20 protein-coding genes are annotated in these 21435 nt (G+C 48.4%); 8 read left to right on the forward strand and 12 right to left on the reverse strand.

The annotated features are described in order from the left end of the window. Positions 1–66: 66 nt before the first annotated feature. The 6 genes from dnaX to DN599_RS13220 form a co-directional block, all read right to left on the reverse strand. Positions 67–2775: a DNA polymerase III subunit gamma/tau gene (gene dnaX, locus DN599_RS13195; RefSeq protein ID WP_110458056.1), complete on the reverse strand. Its 2709-nt coding sequence runs from the start codon at positions 2773–2775 to the stop codon at positions 67–69. A 271-nt stretch (positions 2776–3046) separates the two neighbouring features. Next, positions 3047–3601, reverse strand: a complete 555-nt coding sequence (gene apt, locus DN599_RS13200; RefSeq protein ID WP_204165136.1) for an adenine phosphoribosyltransferase — start codon at positions 3599–3601, stop codon at positions 3047–3049. Between the two features lie 234 nt (positions 3602–3835). After that, positions 3836–4204 (reverse strand): YbaN family protein, encoded by a 369-nt coding sequence (locus DN599_RS13205; RefSeq protein WP_110458058.1) that lies wholly within the window; start codon positions 4202–4204, stop codon positions 3836–3838. Positions 4205–4490: 286 nt separating this feature from the next. After that, positions 4491–5237 carry an HvfC family RiPP maturation protein gene (locus DN599_RS13210; RefSeq protein ID WP_110458059.1) on the reverse strand — a complete coding sequence of 249 codons (747 nt, stop codon included), beginning with the start codon at positions 5235–5237 and terminating at the stop codon, positions 4491–4493. Beyond that, on the reverse strand, positions 5238–6074 hold the full coding sequence (locus DN599_RS13215; RefSeq protein ID WP_110458060.1) for an HvfB family MNIO-type RiPP peptide maturase: 837 nt from the start codon (positions 6072–6074) through the stop codon (positions 5238–5240). It lies immediately after the preceding gene. Between the two features lie 217 nt (positions 6075–6291). Next, a complete protein-coding gene (locus tag DN599_RS13220; RefSeq protein WP_110458061.1) occupies positions 6292–6720 on the reverse strand; it encodes an HvfA family oxazolone/thioamide-modified RiPP metallophore in 429 nt (142 codons plus the stop codon). A gap of 356 nt (positions 6721–7076) precedes the next feature. Between DN599_RS13220 and dusC the strand changes: the two genes are divergently transcribed. Then, entirely contained in the window at positions 7077–8006 is a 930-nt protein-coding gene (gene dusC / locus DN599_RS13225) for a tRNA dihydrouridine(16) synthase DusC (RefSeq protein WP_110458062.1), read from the forward strand. A gap of 154 nt (positions 8007–8160) precedes the next feature. Next, positions 8161–8517, forward strand: coding sequence for a TraR/DksA C4-type zinc finger protein (locus DN599_RS13230; protein WP_110458063.1), 357 nt, complete (start codon positions 8161–8163; stop codon positions 8515–8517). A 50-nt stretch (positions 8518–8567) separates the two neighbouring features. Here DN599_RS13230 and DN599_RS13235 read toward each other — a convergent pair whose 3' ends face one another. The 6 genes from DN599_RS13235 to rnm all read right to left on the reverse strand — a co-directional run bounded on the left by DN599_RS13235 (position 8568) and on the right by rnm (position 14133). Continuing rightward, on the reverse strand, positions 8568–9599 hold the full coding sequence (locus DN599_RS13235; RefSeq protein WP_239473306.1) for a sialidase family protein: 1032 nt from the start codon (positions 9597–9599) through the stop codon (positions 8568–8570). Positions 9600–10245: 646 nt separating this feature from the next. Then, the gene (gene rluB, locus DN599_RS13240; RefSeq protein WP_110458064.1) at positions 10246–11112 is read right to left on the reverse strand and encodes a 23S rRNA pseudouridine(2605) synthase RluB; all 867 of its coding nucleotides are present in this window, start codon (positions 11110–11112) and stop codon (positions 10246–10248) included. Beyond that, on the reverse strand, positions 11105–11728 hold the full coding sequence (scpB, locus tag DN599_RS13245) for an SMC-Scp complex subunit ScpB (protein WP_110458181.1): 624 nt from the start codon (positions 11726–11728) through the stop codon (positions 11105–11107). The genes rluB and scpB overlap by 8 nt, the downstream gene beginning before the upstream one ends. Before the next feature lie 16 nt (positions 11729–11744). Further along, positions 11745–12533 (reverse strand): segregation and condensation protein A, encoded by a 789-nt coding sequence (locus DN599_RS13250; RefSeq protein WP_110458065.1) that lies wholly within the window; start codon positions 12531–12533, stop codon positions 11745–11747. A gap of 122 nt (positions 12534–12655) precedes the next feature. Continuing rightward, positions 12656–13276 carry an L-threonylcarbamoyladenylate synthase gene (locus DN599_RS13255; RefSeq protein WP_110458066.1) on the reverse strand — a complete coding sequence of 207 codons (621 nt, stop codon included), beginning with the start codon at positions 13274–13276 and terminating at the stop codon, positions 12656–12658. After that, positions 13273–14133, reverse strand: a complete 861-nt coding sequence (gene rnm / locus DN599_RS13260; RefSeq protein ID WP_110458067.1) for an RNase RNM — start codon at positions 14131–14133, stop codon at positions 13273–13275. The genes DN599_RS13255 and rnm overlap by 4 nt, the downstream gene beginning before the upstream one ends. Positions 14134–14555: 422 nt before the next feature. Between rnm and DN599_RS13265 the strand changes: the two genes are divergently transcribed. From DN599_RS13265 to trpA, 6 genes are all read left to right on the forward strand, one after another. Continuing rightward, positions 14556–16109, forward strand: a complete 1554-nt coding sequence (locus DN599_RS13265) for an anthranilate synthase component 1 (RefSeq protein ID WP_110458068.1) — start codon at positions 14556–14558, stop codon at positions 16107–16109. After that, positions 16106–16720, forward strand: coding sequence for an aminodeoxychorismate/anthranilate synthase component II (locus DN599_RS13270; RefSeq protein WP_110458069.1), 615 nt, complete (start codon positions 16106–16108; stop codon positions 16718–16720). The genes DN599_RS13265 and DN599_RS13270 overlap by 4 nt, the downstream gene beginning before the upstream one ends. Further along, positions 16721–17758, forward strand: coding sequence for an anthranilate phosphoribosyltransferase (trpD, locus tag DN599_RS13275; RefSeq protein ID WP_110458070.1), 1038 nt, complete (start codon positions 16721–16723; stop codon positions 17756–17758). Between the two features lie 14 nt (positions 17759–17772). After that, positions 17773–19218, forward strand: coding sequence for a bifunctional indole-3-glycerol-phosphate synthase TrpC/phosphoribosylanthranilate isomerase TrpF (gene trpCF / locus DN599_RS13280; RefSeq protein ID WP_110458071.1), 1446 nt, complete (start codon positions 17773–17775; stop codon positions 19216–19218). A gap of 69 nt (positions 19219–19287) precedes the next feature. Further along, the gene (gene trpB, locus DN599_RS13285) at positions 19288–20499 is read left to right on the forward strand and encodes a tryptophan synthase subunit beta (protein WP_162599211.1); all 1212 of its coding nucleotides are present in this window, start codon (positions 19288–19290) and stop codon (positions 20497–20499) included. After that, entirely contained in the window at positions 20492–21301 is an 810-nt protein-coding gene (gene trpA, locus DN599_RS13290) for a tryptophan synthase subunit alpha (protein ID WP_110458073.1), read from the forward strand. The genes trpB and trpA overlap by 8 nt, the downstream gene beginning before the upstream one ends. Positions 21302–21435: the final 134 nt, after the last annotated feature.

The following is a 21435-nucleotide window of genomic DNA, read 5'->3' on the forward strand; positions in this document are numbered from 1 at the left end:
GCTGATCACCAATCTACAAACTTATGATCTAAATACCCACGAACTTAATACACATCACGACTGCCATTATGACTCTGCTTTAGCAATAAAGTTCGATTTATTAATAAGCGCAATCGTCTTGCCACGTTGGCCTAATCGCTCTGGAGCATAGCTTAAACTATCAGGCTCCATCTGCGCATTCATGGTCTCACTCAACCAGCGAATATTATCATCATTAAGCAATTCATGATGCGCTAAGCCTAACAGTTCTCGATGAAAACGCTGCCTGATCTCAAGTGGTGTCTCACGATTGGACTCCATGCCAACGGTAATGGTAACCGTGCATTCGCCCTCTAAGGCTTTGGATAGCGCCGCTTCCAATTGCTGCACCGCGCCAGGCGCCGCCAAATGCTTTTGGTTGGGTTTTAACACGAGCGGCAACGGGTCAACAAATTGCTGACATACTGAGTTAACCGCTAATTGCCGTACCCTGCCCCCTATGTCGAGTGCCGACATGAGTCGGTACCATTGCAGATCGATTTCATTACCACTAATGTCAGCAGTAAGCGTAGGCAAGTGAGTCTGTTCACTTGCCTCAGGCATCTGCATACTGTCTTGAACAGCTCGAATATTTTCAGGTTCAGCTTGCTGGGACATCATTGTCTGTGTTGCACCAGCGGCAGCTGACGACTGAGCCTGGGTTAACTGCGACTCTGGCTCATGTGATGTGTCCGGTGTCAACAACGCTTTGTCGTCTGTGGTTGGATCCTGAGCCTGTACAGGCGCTTCCCATGGTGGCCTATCATCAGGCTCATTAACCATTACGCTATTGCCAGCCGTATGTTCAAGGGCTGAGGCTTGATCACTTTTATGAGTTAAAGAGGCTGCCTCGCTTACGACTGCGGCCAGCTCATCAGCTTGAGATGATGACGCTTCGCGCTTAGGTGGCACGAACGCCTGTCGCCCCGCTTCAGGCTTTTTTGTGTCACTCTCCTTAGACGAGGTTTCATCTAAGTCGCTGAGCAAGGATTGCCTCGCTGAAAGAACGGCATCGAGTACATCATCATCTGAAAATAGGTCAGCTTCTTGCTCTGGTGCCATATTTAACGCTAAGTCAGCGTTAGCGCCTGCTTCATCGTTGGCTGAACTGACAGGCTCATGTGTTGTGCCATAAGGCGTTTGATACGCGTCAGCCACTGCCGTTTGACCACTGTCATTGGCCTGCATTTGGCTAGCAAGGTAGGCTTCATAATCGCTAGGATCGGCGTCATTCACCTCATCAACATCATCCAAATACCCTTGTGGTATCGAATAATCATCTGCTTCTTCAGCAGCAACCGGCCCCCCTTGGCTTTGCGCTTGGCTTAAAATAAGCGCTTGCTCTGCAAGCAAGGCGGTGTCATCACAATCGATATTGCCCGGCTCTTCTGTTTGAGCCGGCTCACTGGCCTCATCGATATCGCTGCCACTTGAGAGATGTTTAGAGTGCTCATCGCCCGCCTGAGCGGCAGTATCGAGGGCAGGTTTGCTCACCGCAACACTGGGCTGACTGGCTAACGCTTGGCTTGTCTCATTACTGCTAACATGGTCATGTTTAGCTTGACTATCATCAGGCACCTCACTTGTCGCTACTTCAGCAGCGTTAGCAGCGTTAGCAGCACTGGTTGGCAAAGTAACCTTATGATTAGCTTCCACTTGCCAGCGTTTCACTGGCGCTTCTGGGACAAAAGCGATAGCGCGCAGTAACGCCATCTCTAATCCTGATTTGGGATCCGGTGCATGGGGCAGATCTTTACGCCCAGTTAACAGTAACTGATAGTAAAGCTGCACTTGCTCAGGGCGTAGCTGCTCGGCAAACGCCTTAATCTGCTCGGCATAACGAGATAATTGCGCGGCGGCGGGGGCAAATTGGGTTAAGGTAATTTGGTGCAACAACTCCAGTAAGCTACGTAACACCTCAAACGGATCGGCGCCATAAGAGAGTACTTCATCAGTCACCTGCATCAAATTAGCCACATCGCCATCACACAATGCCTTAAGCAATACAATAACATAGTGCTCGTCTATGGTGCCGAGCATGGTTTGCACTTGGTTCAGTTGCACCTGTCCTGCACCAAAGGCAATAGCTTGATCGGCCAGACTTAAGGCATCACGCATACTGCCGTTGGCGGCCTTAGCCAGCAGTTTTATCGCGCCATCATCAAACGCGATATCTTCTTGAGCCAAAATAGTGGCAAGCTGCTGGCAGATCTCATCGAGTGTTAAACTTTTTAAGTTAAATTGCAGGCAGCGCGATAGTACGGTAACTGGCAGTCGCTGAGGGTCGGTGGTTGCCAGTAAAAACTTCACATGTTCTGGTGGTTCTTCTAGGGTTTTAAGCAGCGCATTAAAACTGCTGCGAGACAGCATGTGCACTTCATCGATAAGGTAGACTTTATAACGCCCACGTGATGGCCGATATTGTACGTTATCGAGCAGTTCGCGTGTATCATCAACTTTAGTACGTGACGCCGCATCGACTTCAATGAGGTCAACAAAACGTCCCTGAGCGATTTCTACACAGCTGCTGCATTCGCCACATGGCGTGGCCGTGATCCCTTGCTCACAGTTGAGTCCCTTAGCAAATAACCGCGCCAAACTGGTCTTACCGACACCTCGGGTGCCTGAAAACAGGTAAGCATGATGTAAGCGGTTTTGTGTCAAGGCGTTGGTCAAAGCATGTAAAACATGTGACTGGCCGACAACTTGCTCGAACTTGGCAGGGCGCCACTTTCTGGCTAACACCTGATATGACATGGAACTCCCCAACTGTGTCATCAATCAATAACGGAACTCGCTTCCGACAATGGGCAAACAATAACACGCTAAGGCGTAACTCGCTAGCAAGCAGCGGCCTTGGTTAAGGTTATTTTTAACCATTACGCTACCGTCGCAGCATGTTTAATCAATAACGTTAAAAAGTCGTAATGAGTGTTTGAAAATCAATCAGATAAATATGGTATTAAAAAACAAAAATGCTACGAATACGTCGGCGTATCGTAGCATTTAAAAGGAGATAATCAGGATATTATTCGCCGTCAAACTCACATAACGTCATAAGTTCAAGGCCTAAATCAATTAAACGTTGCTCACCGCCCAAATCGGGTAAGGAGATCACAAAGGCAGCGTGGCTCACTTCACCACCGAGCTTACGGATGAGTTTTACTGTCGCTTCGATAGTACCGCCCGTGGCTAATAAATCATCGACCACTAATACCTTATCACCGGCGTTAATGGCGTCGGTATGGATCTCTAACATATCGTGACCATATTCAAGCTCATAGCTTTCTGAAATGGTTTCACGCGGTAATTTACCCGGTTTACGTACTGGCACAAATCCTAAGCCAAGTTCTAATGCCAAAGGGGCCCCAAATAAAAAGCCACGAGCCTCAGTGCCGACAACCTTGGTAAATCCACTGTCTTTGTACTGTTGTACAAACATTTCAATGGTTGCTTGATAGGCATTATGATCTTCCATCAGGCTGGTCACGTCGCGAAACATGATACCTGGTTTGGGATAATCAGGAATTGTTTTAATGCTCTCTTTGATCAAGGCTAACTTGTCTATATTCATTGCTACCATCTTTGTCAATTAAACCCCTTTACGGGAAAAACTGACCATAAGGCCAGTTAGATAAGAATTTTCGGCTAAAGCTTAAGCCCCTTTGCCAAGGGTTGCAACAACGGGTGTCACAAAGCGCAGTCAAGACTGGCGCGCCATATCACCATTCGCCATTTAAGCTCTGTTTTATACGACGTTGCTGCAAACTAACCAAAATAGTGTCGTTGCCCCATGACGCAATAAAGCTTACTAGGGTTACTCTTCCAACTCAGGGATCTGGCGTAAATAAAGCAGTAACAACGTTACCATGCATAGCAACATCACTTTCACCCACAACAGTGGCACTAGGGCAATGCTGATGGCAAAACTTATGCTGGTTGCCACATACGCTTTACGTTTTAACCCCTTGCGCATCGCACGTTTGCTTTCCCAATCTTGCAAAGCATCAGTAAACCAAGGATGACGCATTAACCATGCGTGTAAACGACTACTCGAACGGGCAAAACAGAAAGCCGCTAATAAGATAAATGGCACTGTTGGCAGTAAAGGTACGACAATACCAATAACCCCCAAAAGCAAACTTATCAGGCCAACCATTAGCAACACACCACGCTTTAACGCCATTAGCCCCTCGCATAAAAAAACCACTCAGAAATGAGTGGCTAGTATACCTGAGTTCAGAATTGAGACTACAGCAGTTGTAGGTGCTTCAACCAAGATAGCGTAGCGGGTAATGTTGGCAGCATCAATACGAGCAAAAATCCAACAAAATAAACAATATTAAACGGGTCTTTAAACGGCTGACTCATGACTTCCTCACTCGAGATTAATGACTTTTATTGATCTAGATCAATTTTCGCGGCCATTATAGTGAGATGTGCCGGAGATAGAAAGTCTTATGAGCCACAAATTAACCGCGCTGCGCTAAGACAATATTTTTATCACTCATCTCAATTAACATCTGCCGACTGCCATTAACCAACATATCGCCATCCATCTGATTAAAAGTCTGTTTAAGCCACTGACAGACTTCTCTAAAAGTCACACCATTACTCTGGCCAATGTAAGCCAATACCTGTGCAGTTAATGGATTTAATTGTAAAAAACACACCTCATCCTGTGCATCTCGGTAGATACAGAAAAATTGGGGCTGAGTGCTCGGACTTAACGGGCGATAACTGGGGCTGATATGCTGCACATCGAAGTGATATTGCGCCACTTGCGCCGCGACATTCAGGCACAGTGTCGTATTTTCAAGCTCTGATGAGCTAAATGGGTGCTGTATTGATTGTGCAGGCACCGTCGCCACCAGTAACTCAAGCCATTCATAGTGTGCAAGCTCCAACATAAAGGGCGCGTCATGCTTATTAGGTTGATATTCATGCTGTAAAAACAGCAAAAACTCTTGTGCAATTTCAATAAAGATAGGCGTTTGACACTCATGATGCATAAAAAAGTCTTGCACCAGCGCATTCCAGTCATCCTCCTCATATAAAGAACAAAGTACCGGAAAGCCGCTTGAGATAAATCCCTTAATATTATTGAAAAAGAGCTCTCGATAAATTTGCATCCGGCGTTTATCTGTCCCCGGCGGTAAAGGTAAAGCGGGATCACGAATGTAATCGATAAAGGCTTGCTGCACCGTTAAAAAATTCATTTACGCACGCCGCTCCTGTTGTGACAAGGCCGCCGCTTGATAAGCGTGTATTTGGTTAATCTCCTGCAACAGTATTTCAGTCTTGGGGATGTTAAAGTCGCGCTCTAATAGTGTTGGAAACACGCCATGGTGGGCGTAGCATTGTTGCAATAACTGCCACACGGGGGTGATAACATCGCTGCCATGGGTATCAACCATTAAATCAGCCGCTTCTTGGTAATGTCCGGCAATGTGCAAATAGGCAATACGCTCGGTGGGCATGGCCTGTAAAAAGGATAAAGCATCATATTGGTGGTTAATTGAATTGACATAAATGTTATTTACATCGAGTAATAACTGACAATCCGCCTCGCTTAATACTGCGTTGACAAATTCCAGTTCGCTCATCTGGCTGGCGGGCGCCGCATAAAAGGAGACATTTTCAAGAATAAATGGCCGCTCCAGTATCGCCTCCACTTGCTTAATACGCTTAGCAACATGAATAACCGCGTCATCGGTAAAGGGGATCGGCATTAAATCATACAGATGGCCACTGCCAGAGCAGTAACTTAAATGCTCGGAATAGATCTCGATACCATGCATGTCTAAAAAATGTTTAATCCGGTGCACAAAATCGGTATCCAGCGGCGCAGGGCTACCAATTGAAAGTGATAATCCATGACAAAAAAATGGATGTTGCTCTGTCAGTTGACGAAATTGACGCCCAAACTTACCGCCTAAGGTCATCCAGTTTTCAGGCGCAACCTCAAAAAAATTGATCCCACTCGGTACCGATTGGCAAAATTCATTGAGCATCTCTCGGCGTAAGCCTAAACCAACGCTTGCTACTTGAGCCATAAGGTCCTCTTCATCATTAACCCCATAAATATACAACACAATAGTAAACAAACTAGGCCAGTAAACACTGACCTAAAAAGGCATGAGAGCATTTTATGCTTACGATATAACCATTAACCTTGCGCGTATTAACTCACCACTTAGTAAATAAATGCGCTTAATCAATGTTATAGTCATGTGTTATAACATGAAGTCACAACACATTGACTTGTCATGCCTACTGATTGCCACCGCACTTGCCTTCTTTCACTTTGGTCTCACCGCCACATTTACCTTCTTTCATGGCTTTCTTCTCGGCGCCGCATTTACCTTCACCACATTTGCCCTCTTTCATGGCTTTTTTCTCTGCGCCACATTTACCTTCGCCACATTTGCCCTCTTTCATGGCTTTATTCATGTTTTCGCCGCACTGACCTTCTTTGGCTGCTTTCTTCATGTTCTCGCCGCATTTACCTTCTTTAGCGGCTTTCTTCATGTTTTCACCACATTTACCTTCACCGCATTTGCCTTCACCGTCGAGAAGTTGGTAACCAGCCTGCATTTCGCTATAACCAAATGGGTTAGCTTGTGCTTGCGCCGCAAAAGCTGAACCGACACAAACAGTACCTAAAGCAACAGCGACCGCAGTTTGTTTAACTAATTTCATAATCTTTTCCTTCCTTCATCCAATGGTATGCAATTGGTTGCCAACTCCATAATGTTGCTGGCTCGTATCATATGACCTGACACCATCACATTTTATTGCAAAAACTTATCCTGCATCACAGTTATGGTGCAAATGCTGTGGTAGTGCAACTCAATTTAGCACCACTTAAACGCAATTGACTGATGAGTCACCCGTAATATTTTTGTAAGTCCTCCGCCCATGGCGTAGAATTAGCGCCCTTTAATCCGCTGCGTAGTAATGCTAGATACACTTACTACCGCGGGCAGCAACACGGCACGTTGTTTACCGTGCTTGTAGTACGATCAGAACGCGAGTGATAAGAGAGAACCGAGTCGATGCGAGTAGTTTTAGCCCCAATGGAAGGTGTTGCAGATGCACCAATGCGCGCGTTACTCACTGCAGTGGGCGGCTATGACATGGTGATAAGCGAGTTTATTCGCGTCGTCGACCAACTGCTGCCAGAAAAAGTGTTCTATCGACTGTGCGCCGAATTAAGATATCAATGTCATACCGAAGCCGGTACGCCTGTGAGGTTACAACTATTGGGGCAACACCCTAATTGGATGGCTGAAAATGCGCTCAGGGCCATTGAACTGGGCTCTCGTGGTGTCGATATCAACTATGGCTGCCCAGCCCCTATGGTTAACCGCAGCAATGGCGGCGCCGCGCTCTTAAAAGAGCCCGAAACCATATATCAAGTGACGAAAGCGGTGCGAGACGCGGTGCCGTTAGATAAACCGGTTTCGGCTAAAATTCGACTCGGGTGGGATGATAAAAGCCGTTGCATTGAGATTGCACAGGCCATTGAAGCTGCAGGCGCCAGTGAACTCACAGTACACGCTCGCACTAAAGAGGAGGCCTACCGACCTCCTGCACACTGGCACTATATTCAAAAAATCAAACAGGCGACTTCCCTGCCCATTATCGCCAATGGCGAAATTTGGAGCCGAGAAGATTACCTTAATTGCAAAGAGGCCAGTGGTTGTGATGATGTGATGCTTGGCCGCGGAGCATTGACTGTGCCCAATCTAGCCCATGTTGTTAAAGGCAACCAATTACCAATGACATGGCCCGAAGTAAAAGCGCTACTGATCCAATATTCAGAGTTTGAAATTGTCAGCGAAAAAGAGAAATATTACCCCGCTCGCATAAAACAGTGGCTGAGGTTTATTGCCCGTCATTACCTAGAAGGTGAAGCCTTATTTTTACAGGTTAGAGTGCTAAAAAATACTGCTGAAATCCTGTCGCTACTGCGCAGCAGCTAGCGTGATCCACTGGTAAGTTGGCAAAGACCGACACAGCGCGCTCGATTGGTGTCGATATTTAACAAAATATCACTCACTTTTGATCTTCGTCATAGTCAAGTTGAGTCAGCGGTTTAGACTGGCTACCTAACACGATTAAACTAGGCAATGATTTGTGAGCAGATCCTATATCAGACATGAACTGTCAGAGCTTGAAGCTAATCTCAGGGAAGAGTTAGGCCAACTGCTAGCGCTACACCAGCTATCGATTGATAGTGAGACACTCTCGTTATCGGCATTGATCGATGCCTTAACCGCAGCAAGACTCTGTGATGAGCCATTATTTATACAACTCACCCAGCTCGATGCGGCAATTTGCCAGCTCGATATTGGTCTCTATGGCTTATGCGCCGACTGTGAGGCAGACATAGAAGCGCAGCGCTTAACCCTCAACCCGCTGGAGCAACGTTGTCAACAATGTGCGGCAGAACACGCCCATGAGCATCGTCACGAGCTCAGGCTAACCCACTGATAAAAACAGCGTTAACCAAATGTTAGCGCTACTGTTTTTAGCCTACTATTTTAACTCGCACCAAGCGTCACATTGGCAAAATAGAGGGCGCATTTTCCTTCATGAGATGAGTAGTAACTGACCAATAACTCATCACCTTGCTGCACAATGCCAGCATAACTGGTATCACCACCCGATGGGAACCTCAAACACTCAACCACAGTGCCTGTATCTAATTTTATTTCCACCAAGGATGTTCTCACTATCTTGTCATATAGACGCACAATGGCGTACAACCGCTGCCGGTAGATAAAACTTACCGGTCCGCCGATACGTTTGTCTAATACCCGCCACTGCCAGTGAGTATAGGGCGCTGTTGACTGCCCTAACAACGCCCGTTCATCGGTTTGCCACAGTGGATCGCGGCGTAATAAGCAGTAGGCAACGCCTTGTTCATCAATGCTTAATCCCGCCTCATTGACATATCCAGCCCGACTCAAGTGACTAACTAAGGGTTGCCAGTCGAGCAATGCATCCTCGGCAAGCTGTGCTTGGTAAAGCCGTACATAACCATCATGTTCATCGGCATAATAGGCAATGCCAAGTAAGCGATGTTGATGGGCAGTAATGCGCCATAACCATTCATCTTGACCGCCCACAGCCACGGGCTTAGACCAAGTGCAGCCATCATGAGAATACCAATAATAAGATTGAATGCGCGGCGAGCGGCCTTTGGCGAAGGTCGCACCGCTAAACAGATACAGTTGCCCCTCAAACACCACCAACTTGGCATCACGTAGATCGGCATCGCTATGGGTTAATGTTGCCACTAAGTGCCAAGTGACACCGGCATCAGATGATGCCAACACCCGAATCATGCCATCGGGCGAGACATGTGCACTGCCCTCTCTAAAGGCACAATACAGTCGTTGTTTAAACAAGGTGAGGTCGCTAAAGGCATTATGTGCTCCCTTGTCCCAGATCTTATTCACCCAATTTAATCTCATCGCCATAACATACCCTTCATTACCTTTATCACGTCCACCATTAAGCGTGAACTGCGCGATAAGTGCAACCATCACAGACTCAACGGCAACTGACAAATAGATACCAAGAGAGTAAACGTCACGCCATCACCACGACGGCTCAACTTTGCCCCTCCTTAAGCTGCCTAACCCTCATGCATAAATCGGCATGACTAAATCAAGCCACATGAGTCAATTTTTATCGATAAACCATAGCGTAGTAAATATAGGTGGGAAGAAATAGCGCAATAGAAAATGTACGAAGAAACGGCTTAGCAAGGTTCTGGCGACACTCTACTCACAAGCTAAAGGTGAAGAGGAAGATCAGCAGCCTTACTAAAGTAATGCTAATCACTCAGTTTAAGGCTAGGTAAACCAGCACAGTCGAGCAATGAATGACATAATGACCAGCATCAGGGTTAATGAGCAAATGCCACAGGCCAAGTACAAAAAAAACCGCTGAAGCGGCTTTTTGTGAGCGTCACGCTAGCTGTGTATACAAGTAAAATAACACCACAGCTATGCGTGTTTTTTAGACGGTAAGTGGAGTAGTAAAAACGTTTTTCAGTCATGTGTCACATATAAAAAGATTTTATAAACAACACACTCGATATAAAAACATCATCATTCAACAAATCTAGCTAAACGACTGAATGTACACCAAGATGGTGTGCATTCAGTCAATAGCGTAAGGCTCTTATGCCTCAGTGCTCAGCAGCTCACTTTAAGTGCGTTGACGAGGCGTCTTACCCGCAGTGGTCTTGTGCTTGCGCACCGCACGACGGATCTTGGCGCTTTTCACTTTAGAGCGGGCAACACTGTGTTTATCGGTACCCATTAAGGTGCGGGTCTCTTCTTCGAGTCCGGCTAATTTACGTAGGTAATTAACCTGCTCAATCGGCAATTCTACCCAACCACCACGTGGCAATGTCTTTGGCAGCTCAATCATACCGTAACGAATACGGATCAAACGGCTAACCTGCACCTCTTGAGATTCCCACAAGCGGCGCACTTCACGGTTACGGCCTTCAGCCAGTGACACATGCCACCACTTATTCATGCCCTCGCCGCCCGCAGGCTTTACTTTATCAAAGTGAGCAGGGCCGTCTTCCAGAGTCACCCCATTACGAAGGCGCTGAATAACAGCATCAGACACTTCACCAAAAGTACGCACGGCATATTCACGCTCAACTTCATGTGACGGATGCATGAGGCGATTAGCCAATTCACCGTCAGAAGTAAACAGCAACAACCCAGAGGTGTTGATATCTAAACGACCCACTGCAACCCAGCGTGAATCACGCGTACGAGGCAAACGGTCAAATACCGTTGGACGTCCTTCAGGATCTTTACGACTGCAAATCTCACCTTCAGGCTTATGATAAGCAATCACACGACAAACTAAATCTTCTTCAGATTTAACCGATACGCTGCGGCCATCGATACGCACTTTGGCATCAGCTTCGATACGATCGCCAAGCTTGGCAATTTCACCGTCAATACTAACTCGACCTGCAGCAATCCATGCCTCCATCTCACGACGGGAGCCATGGCCTGCACGGGCCAAGACTTTCTGCAATTTTTCACTCATTAGTAGACTCTTCTGTAGTTTTGGGCGCGGACTCTGGCGCGTCTATGTCCGTCTCAGGACGGGTCACACCAGAAAACAGCGCCGCTAATGACTCAGCATCAGATAAAGCAGGAAGATCTGCTATCGTATCTAAGCCAAAATAGGCTAAAAATTCATTTGTAGTCGCATACAGAGCGGGCCGTCCCGGCACCTCTTTATGGCCTACAATCTTTATCCAATGTCTATCGGACAAACTCTTAATTATATGGCTACCGACTGCTACACCGCGGACAAACTCAATATCGCCACGTGTCACAGGTTGACGGTAGGCTATCACCGCCAAGGTTTCTAGCGTCGCTCTTGAGTAGCGCGGCGCTTTCTCTTGCCATAAACGTTGTAAATAAGGACTTAAGGTTTCAATGCTCTGAAATCGATAGCCCCCTGCCACTTTAACTAATTCAACGCCGCGGCCTTGATAGTCTTGCTGCAAAGCATCAATCGCCGCCTTAATTTTAACCCGTGAAACGTTAAAATTGGCCAGCACGCTCTCGCTTAAATGTTTTATCGATACCGTTTTCGCCATCACAAATAAGCTCGCCTCGATTAGCTGCTTAAGTTGTTCTGGATTGATTTGCAGTTTATTTTTCGACAACTCAATACGCCCTAACGTGGATGGTCGACAACGGCTCGGCCTGAATGACGTCAACCAGTAACTCTTTGACCAGCTCCATCAGCGCCAGAAAACTCACCACCACACCACTGCGCCCTTCGGCAACATCAAACAGGTGTTCAAACGGGACGTAAGACTTACCTTCTAGCATAGCCAAGATCTGGATCATGCGTTCACGTGTCGACAAGGTTTCCCGACGAACATGATGGTGCTCAGTCGCTTCAACCCGTTTTAGCACAGCGGCAAACGCGCTGGCCAACTCGACTAACGACACCGAAGGCGGCACCAATACTGGCTTAATATCGGCAGCAGGTAAGGCTCTGGCTTGAAAAATATCACGCTCTAAACGGGGTAATTCATCCAGGCGCAACTGCGCCTCTTTGATCACTTCATAAGCTTTTAATTGCCTAATCAATTGCGCGCGAGGATCGTCCTCTTCTTCATCAGCCATATCAGGTTTAGGCAGCAAAAGCCGAGACTTAATCTCGGCCAAGGTCGCCGCCATCACCAGATAATCGGCGGCTAATTCAACCCTAGCCCCTTGCAGCAGTTCAATATATTCAAGATATTGATCCGTCACTGGTGAAATGGCCAAATCTACCACATCGAGTTTCTGCTTGCGGATCAGATACAGCAGCAGGTCGAGCGGACCTTCAAACGACTCAAGAAATACTTCGAGCGCTTCGGGAGGAATAAAAAGATCGGCGGGTAAGTGTTTCACCACTTCACCGCGTACCACGGCTAAAGGTAGACTTTGCTGTGTACCCTGCATCCGCTCTCCCAATACTCCCTTATTTTTCAAAGGGTAAAACGATAGTCACCAGCACCATCTTAACGGTATGGCTTTTATCAAACGCGCGATTATACCTGCTTAATCCCCCAATAGACAGGAAATTAACCAAACTGACTCACATCACCCGCCCCAACGCGCAGTATCTCAATCTCCCCTTCAGACAAGTCGATCACTGTGGTGGGTTTCTGTCCTAAATATCCGCCATGAATAATCACATCCACTTGGTGCTCTAAAATATCGCGGATATGCTCGGGATCAGATTCGGTAAACTCTTCTCCTGGCATGATCAAACTGGTCGACATCAGCGGTGCATCCAACGCTTCAAGTAAGGCCAGCGCGATAATATTGTCGGGTACCCGAATACCTATGGTCTTCTTTTTCGGGTTTTGCAGACGCTTAGGCACCTCTTTGGTCGCCTTAAAAATAAAGGTAAACGGCCCAGGTGTGTTGTTTTTAAGCACACGATAAGCTTGGTTATCGACGCGTGCGTAGGTTGCCAGCTCAGACTGGTCACGCACCATCAAGGAAAAATCGTGATCGTTATCAATCTGACGAATGCGCGCAATACGCGTCATCGCCTCCTTTTCACCCAATAAACACCCTAAGGCGTAACCAGAATCGGTGGGGTAAACTACCACTCCTCCTTGCTTAATCAGTTGCGCCGCTTGGTTAATCAACCGCGTTTGTGGGTTTTCCTCATGAACATAAAAAAATTGACTCATCGGCTTTCCATCCATTTATCCATTTGCCAAACCCAGTCTACCCCCTGGGGTTGGAACATATTTTTACCCAACTCAATCCAGCTACCCGGAAAGTGGAAATCACTACCAAGGGACGCGAATAGCTGATTAAGTTTACTAAGGGCAATTAAATTATTGCGATCATCTAAAGTTTGCTGACCCAGCACCACTTCCATGGCATCGCCGCCGGCCGCTTTAAAGTCGCGCACTAAACGCTTTAGCCATTTAGCCGACAACTTATAGCCACTTGGATGCGCTAATACCGCAACGCCGCCAGCCTGATGAATAATCTCAATGGCGCTGGCCATGTCGGACCAATTATTAGGTACATAACCTGTTTTACCTCGGGCAAGGTATTTCTTAAATACCGACGCCTGATTGACCGCATAGCCATGTTCTGCCAGCCATCTCGCATAATGGCCACGACTTAATGCCGCGCCACCCGCGAACACTTTTGCACCTTCGTAAGCCCCTTCGATACCGGCTTTTTCTAACCTAAGACCTATCTCTTTAGCGCGGGTTTCGCGCAGGGAACGCTGCTGACAGAGAAACCCATCAAGCGTGGCGTTTGTTCTATCGATGTTTAAGGCAACGATATGAATATCAAAGTTATTCCAACGAGTCGATATCTCGGTGCCATCCACCAATTTTAGCGGCTTAGGCTGCGCATTGTTAAAATGGTGCGCCTCATCGAGGCCCGCCGTCGTATCGTGATCAGTAATGGCCAACACCTGCACCCCTTTTTCAAGGGCACGAGCGACTAATTCGGATGGCGTTAATTGGCCATCAGATGCGGTGGTGTGGCTGTGTAGATCGATTAAAAGCGTTTCATCTGTCATCCGTATATTCTACTCGAGTTTGCCATTAGAAACATCTAATTGGCTTAACTTATTTACACAAACATTGATGCTCAAATAGCGCAGTGCCTTGGCATTAATCACTATTTTTAGAAATAGAAAAATATTCCATTGACATCACTACCATGCTGATGCTTTTATATAGCCAACGACATAATTTAACTTTTACATGACTTTTAGAGACACAATCTTATGACACAGCAATTTAATCACATCATTTGGTGGTGGCACTTCCCAACATAGCGGGTGGTGTGAATTTCTGTGCTCATGTAAAAGAGACTAGATTTAAACAAAAAGCCCGCATTAAATGCGGGCTTTTTGCATTTAAGGGTTTAATTTCATTAATGTATTTTATTAATTTATACCAATCAAATTAACGGTTTGATTGACGCAGGAGCAGACACATGGCGCTACCCTCTTTGGCAAGAGTCAACACAGTAAAGGAGCGGATCACTTACCAAGACGATCCACTCAACTTGTATCAACAACTTACCCAAAATGCGCCGCACACCATGTTGCTCGAATCAGCAGAGGTAGACAGTAAAGACCATCTTAAGAGCATCGTGATGACGCACGCCTCGATGATGATACGCTGTGAAGGATTTCGCCTAACCTTTACTGCACTCAATGCTAATGGTCAGTCATTGCTAGCGCCCATTAAAGCTTTTTTTAACCTCGACAATGCCAAACTGAAGGGTAATTGCTTAACCCTGACGCTCAATCAGGCGCCAGCCCAGCTCGATGAAGACGCCAGACTCAAAGCCACCTCACCTTTAGATGGTCTTAGGACTTTAGTGCAACATATCGATTGCGGTGATGATGTCGAGTTTGAGTCGTTATTTCTAGGCGGCGTATTGGCCTATGATCTTATCGATACCGTCGAGCCCCTGCCCTCGGTGCCTGAGAGTGAAAATAGCTGTCCTGATTACCTGTTTTATTTAGCTGAAACCCTCATTTTAGTCGATCACCAGCAGCAAACTGCCAACTTGATAACCCATGATTTTAGCCAACAAGCGAGTGTTCAGGCAGTGCTGGCAGCGCGTACTGAGACCCTAAAAAGAGCCTGTCACACACTCAAGCCTATCGATGTCTTAATCCCAATTGATGCGCCCACCCAAGTCAATATTGATGATGAGGCTTTTATAAACATAGTCAATGACTTAAAAGAACATATTATCGCTGGCGATATTTTTCAAGTAGTGCCTTCACGCAGCTTTAGCTTGCCTTGCCCGAACACATTAGGGGCATACCGCGCACTGCGCCTCACCAACCCTAGCCCTTATATGTTTTATTTTCGCGGCGATGATTTTACCTTGTTTGGCGCCTCACCCGAAAGCGCCCTTAAATATGAGGCGGCAACCAATCAAGTGGAAATTTATCCCATTGCCGGCACACGCAAACGTGGCAAAAAAGCCAATGGTGACATCGATTTTGATCTAGACAGCCGTATCGAACTGGAATTAAGACTGGACAAAAAAGAGCTGTCTGAACATTTGATGTTAGTGGATCTTGCCCGTAACGATATCGCACGTATTAGCCAAAGCGGCAGTCGCCAAGTGCCTGAGCTACTTAAAGTGGATCGCTACTCCCATGTGATGCATTTAGTCAGCCGCGTAACCGGCCAACTGCGCAGCGACCTCGATGCCCTACACGCTTACCAAGCCTGCATGAACATGGGCACCTTAACGGGCGCCCCAAAAGTCAGTGCAGCCCAATTGATCCGCGGTGCCGAACAAGCGAGGCGCGGCAGCTATGGCGGCGCCGTTGGCTACATCAATGGCCTAGGCGATATGGATACCTGCATAGTGATCCGCGCAGCCTTTGTGAAACAGGGAACGGCGCATATTCAAGCCGGCGCAGGGGTTGTGTTTGATTCCGATCCCCAGGCCGAAGCCGATGAAACCCGCCAAAAAGCACAAGCGGTCATTACAGCCATCAAGATGGGAGGCGGACAATGAAACTGTATCTGCTGGATAATTTCGATTCATTTACCTACAACCTGGTGGATCAATTTCGCAGCCTAGGTTGTGAAGTGATTATTTACCGTAACGATGTGGCGGCAAGCTTTATCGCCGATAAGCTGCTCAGTGAAACCAAGCCTGTGGCGTTAATCTTATCACCAGGCCCTGGAGCCCCCCATGAAGCAGGCTGCTTAATGGCGCTTATTGGCCTGCTGGCGGGCAAAGTCCCTATGCTGGGGATCTGCTTAGGCCATCAAGCTATGGTTGAACACTTTGGGGGTAAAGTTGAGCGCGCCACACAGGTGGTACACGGTAAGGCCAGCCCAACCCTGCACAGCGGCCAAGGGATCTTCCACGGATTGCCCTCGCCGCTGCCGGTGGCCCGCTATCACAGTTTAGTCGCCACCCAAGTACCCGACTGTTTAGCGGTGATAGCCACCACAGACACCATGCCGATGGCTATTAGCCATAAGGAATTCAAAGCCATTGGCTTTCAATTTCACCCCGAATCGATTTTGACCACCTTAGGCAGCCAGTTGTTAACCCAAACATTGGACTATCTAACAGGTGACAAACTCGGGTTAAGTACTGATAAAGGAGCACTGTAAATGAGCGACCTACAAGCGATTATCGATAAGTTGTATTTAGGTCAGAGCGTCAGTCGCGACCAAGCTAACTTGCTCTTTAGCGCCATAATTCAAGGTGAAATGGGTGAAGCCACTATGGCTGGCATGTTGGTCGCCATGAAGATGCGCGGTGAAACCATCGATGAGATCTCCGGTGCCGCCGACGCGCTACGCGCCGCCGCCAAGGTGTTTCCGATCCCCAACGCCACCACTCGTCGCCAAGGAATAGTCGACATAGTCGGCACTGGCGGCGATGGTCATAACACCATCAATATCTCCACCACTGCAGCCTTTGTGGCTGCCGCTGCTGGCGCCAAAGTAGCTAAGCACGGTAATCGCAGCGTATCGAGTAAATCAGGCTCATCGGATCTACTATCGCAATTTGGTATCGACTTAGCCATGTCGCCAGAGACGGCTCGCGACTGCCTCGATGAGCTGGGGTTATGTTTTTTATTTGCGCCCCATTACCATGGCGGAGTGCGCCATGCCGTGCCGGTGCGTCAATCATTAAAAACCCGCACCCTGTTTAACTTGTTAGGTCCGCTTATCAACCCTGCCAACCCAGATTATATTGTACTGGGCGTGTATAGCCGTGAGTTAGTTGAGCCTATCGCAAATGTGCTCAACACATTAGGGCTCAAGCGGGCCATGGTGGTGCATGGCAGTGGCTTAGATGAAGTGGCAGTGCATGGTGACACCTTAGTGTGCGAGCTCAAAGACAAGCAGATCTCCCAATATACCCTAACCCCAGCGGCATTAGGGGTTGAGCAAGCGACATTAGCCGAGCTTGAAGGTGGCACCCCTGCGGAAAATGCCGCCATCACGCGCGCCATTTTACAGGGGCAAGGCAGCCAAGCACATCGCAATGCTGTGGCCGTCAATGCTGGGTGCGCGCTCTATATTTCGGGCCACAGCGACACTCCCCTCGAGGGGGTAAAGCAGGCCTTAGCCATACTCGACAGTGGCAAAGCCTTCACCTTACTCGAGCAGCTCGCCAACGCCAGCCGCCCTGCCAATTAATCCGAGGAGTCATTGTGAGTAGTCAAGCAGCGCCAAGCCAAAGTAACGTATTAACCCGTATTGTTGCGACCAAAGCGGCACATATTGCCGCGCTTAAGTTGCGTTTTCCTGAAGCATCACTTCAGCCCAAACAGTCGGATCGCAGTCTATTTGACGCATTAAAAGCGCCTAATGCTGGTTTTATCTTTGAATGCAAAAAAGCCAGTCCGTCTAAAGGGCTAATTCGCCAAGACTTTGATGTTGAAGCCATTGCCGACGTTTACGCCCATTACGCTGCGGCAATATCGGTACTGACCGATGAGCAGTTTTTTCAAGGGGATATGGATTATATCCCTAAGGTGCGGGCGCGCGTTGCACAACCGATTTTGTGTAAAGACTTTTTTGTCGACACTTACCAAGTCAAGCTGGCGGCGCATCAAGGTGCCGATGCAATTTTGCTGATGTTATCTGTGCTCGATGATGCGCAGTATCGTACTCTGGCTCAGCAAGCGCAGGTCTATCAACTCGATATCCTGACAGAGGTGAGCAACGAAGCCGAGCTGCAGCGAGCCATCGCGCTCGATGCCGCCATCATTGGCATAAACAATCGCAATCTTCGCGATCTATCCACCGATTTAGCCACCACAGAGGCGCTCGCTCCCGCCATACCACAAGATCGGGTGATCATCAGTGAGTCAGGCATTTACCAGCATGCTCAGGTACGCCGCTTGAGCCCGTTAGTCGATGGTTTTTTGGTGGGCAGCTCCTTGATGGCCGAGGACGATTTAGATATCGCGTGTCGCATGTTGACACTGGGACACAACAAGGTGTGTGGGTTGACACGTGATGCTGATATACAAGCTGTAACCGACGCCGGCGCCGTCTACGGCGGGCTGATTTTTGCCCCCAAATCTCCCCGTTATATCAGCCCAGCGCGCGCACTTGAGCTAGTACAGCGCCAACGTGCCAGAGGTAAAGCGTTACGATTTGTCGGGGTTTTTGTCAATGAGGCCACTGAGGTTATTGCCGCGATTGCGGCTTCGCTTAACCTGTTTGCGGTGCAATTACATGGCAAGGAAACCGCCGAAGATATCGCTACGCTGCAACAGGCACTCAAGGCTCTCGATTGCAACGCGCAGATATGGAAAGCGCTCCCCATTAGCGTCGATAGCGGCACAGCAAACCTTAACATCGAAGTGCCATCCATGGTTGATCGACTACTGTATGACAGCCAACGGCTTAACAAACAAGTCGATAACGCTGGCCAATTTGGCGGCACTGGGCTGTGTTTTAATTGGCAGTTGGCCCTGCCCCATAAAGCACAGGCCATGTTAGCTGGCGGGCTCAATGACGAAAACGCTACACAAGCGGCAACACAAGGATTTTTCGGTTTGGACTTTAACTCCGGCCTTGAGAGCGCGCCTGGGCTAAAAGATAGCCATAAACTGAACGCTGCCTTTAAGGCGTTACGCCAATATTAAGCAGATTGACCATACACTTATTGATATTTCGCCCAGCACTCACTCTGGGCAACACATTAGGACACGATTATGACTAAGCTTGACCCTTACTTTGGCGAATATGGCGGTATGTATGTACCACAAATATTGATGCCAGCATTGAAGCAACTGGAGTCGGCCTTTGTCGATGCGCAGCAAGATGAAGCCTTTCAAGCCGAATTTAACGACCTGCTGAAAAACTATGCCGGGCGTCCTACCGCCTTAACCTTAACCCGAAATTTAAGTCCCAACCCTTTAGTCAAAATCTACCTAAAGCGTGAAGATTTACTCCATGGCGGCGCCCACAAAACAAACCAAGTGTTAGGTCAGGCTTTACTGGCTAAACGCATGGGCAAAAAAGAGATCATCGCCGAGACGGGCGCAGGCCAACACGGCGTCGCGACCGCCCTGGCTTGTGCCCTGCTGGGGTTAAAATGCAAGGTGTATATGGGTGCCAAAGATGTCGAACGTCAATCCCCCAATGTGTTTCGGATGAAACTGATGGGCGCCGAAGTCATTCCGGTGACATCAGGCTCTAGCACCTTAAAAGATGCCTGTAACGAAGCCATGCGTGACTGGTCTGGCAGCTATGACAAAGCCCACTACTTACTTGGTACAGCGGCAGGGCCGCACCCGTTCCCTACCATAGTGCGTGAATTTCAGCGGATGATCGGCGCCGAAACCAAAAAACAGATCCTCGAGCGCGAAGGATGCCTACCCGATGCCGTCATCGCCTGCGTCGGCGGCGGGTCAAACGCTATTGGGATGTTCGCCGACTTTATCGATGAACCCTCGGTGCAGCTTATCGGTGTCGAGCCCGCGGGCTTAGGCATAGACACGCCGATGCACGGCGCGCCACTTAAACACGGTAAAACTGGCATTTTCTTTGGCATGAAAGCGCCACTAATGCAGGATAAAGAGGGCCAAATTGAGGAGTCTTACTCTATCTCGGCAGGGCTGGACTTCCCCTCGGTAGGGCCACAGCACGCCCATTTGGCGGCAACGGGACGAGCCTCTTATGAGTCTGCCACCGATGATGAAGCCTTAGAAGCGTTTCAACAATTAGCGCGTTGTGAGGGCATTATTCCGGCATTGGAGTCGGCTCATGCACTCGCCTACGCCGTTAAACTGGCCAAACAAGCCACCAAAGAGACCCTGCTCGTGGTTAACCTGTCGGGCCGTGGTGATAAAGATATCTTCACCGTCGCCGACATTCTCGAACAACAAGTCAAGTCAGCACCACAGGAGAGCGGCAATGAGTAACCGTTATGACGCCACGTTTAGCGCCCTTAAGGCTATTAATCAGGGCGCTTTTGTCCCCTTCGTTACCTTGGGAGATCCAAACCCTGAATTGTCGCTACAAATAATCGACACCTTGGTCGATAATGGCGCTGATGCCTTAGAGCTGGGGTTCCCATTTTCCGATCCGCTCGCCGATGGCCCAGTGATCCAAGGGGCAAATCTGCGCTCGCTGGCAAGTGGCACCACCGCCAGCCACTGCTTTGAGATGTTAAGCCAGATCCGAAACAAGTATCCCGATATCCCCATTGGCCTACTACTGTACGCTAACTTAGTCTATAGCAATGGCATCGACACTTTTTATGCCAAGGCCAAGGCGGCCGGTGTCGATTCGGTGCTAATTGCCGACGTGCCCGTGGAGGAAGCCAAACCCTTTATCAAGGCGGCAACGCACCATGGCATAGCGCCCATTTTTATTGCGCCGCCCAATGCCGACAGCGATACCCTGCAACAGGTGAGCGAGCATGGTAAAGGCTATACCTATCTGTTATCTCGTGCAGGCGTGACGGGCACCGAGTCGAAGGCGGGCATGCCCATCGCCGATATTTTAGCCCGCCTAAAGGCCTTTAACGGCGCGCCGCCCCTGCTGGGGTTTGGTATTGCCGAACCGGCACAGGTACGCGAGGCGATTAACGCCGGCGCTGTTGGGGCGATTTCGGGCTCTGCCGTAGTTAAGATCATCGCCGAGCATCAAGATGATCCTGCAAGGTTACTGGCCACATTAGCCGAATTTACCCGAAATATGAAAGCCGCCACCTTAATGTAACCAAGCTGAATCGGTACTCATGTTCATCGTATGACTCAACAAAAAAAGCGCCTAATATCAGGCGCTTTTTTTATCGACGTAATGAGAGTTAATGTTGACTTAATTGAGCGTCAATAAGGCTCACACGCCATGCT

The organism is Shewanella algidipiscicola (assembly GCF_900380485.1).
GTDB classification, from domain to species: domain Bacteria; phylum Pseudomonadota; class Gammaproteobacteria; order Enterobacterales; family Shewanellaceae; genus Shewanella; species Shewanella algidipiscicola.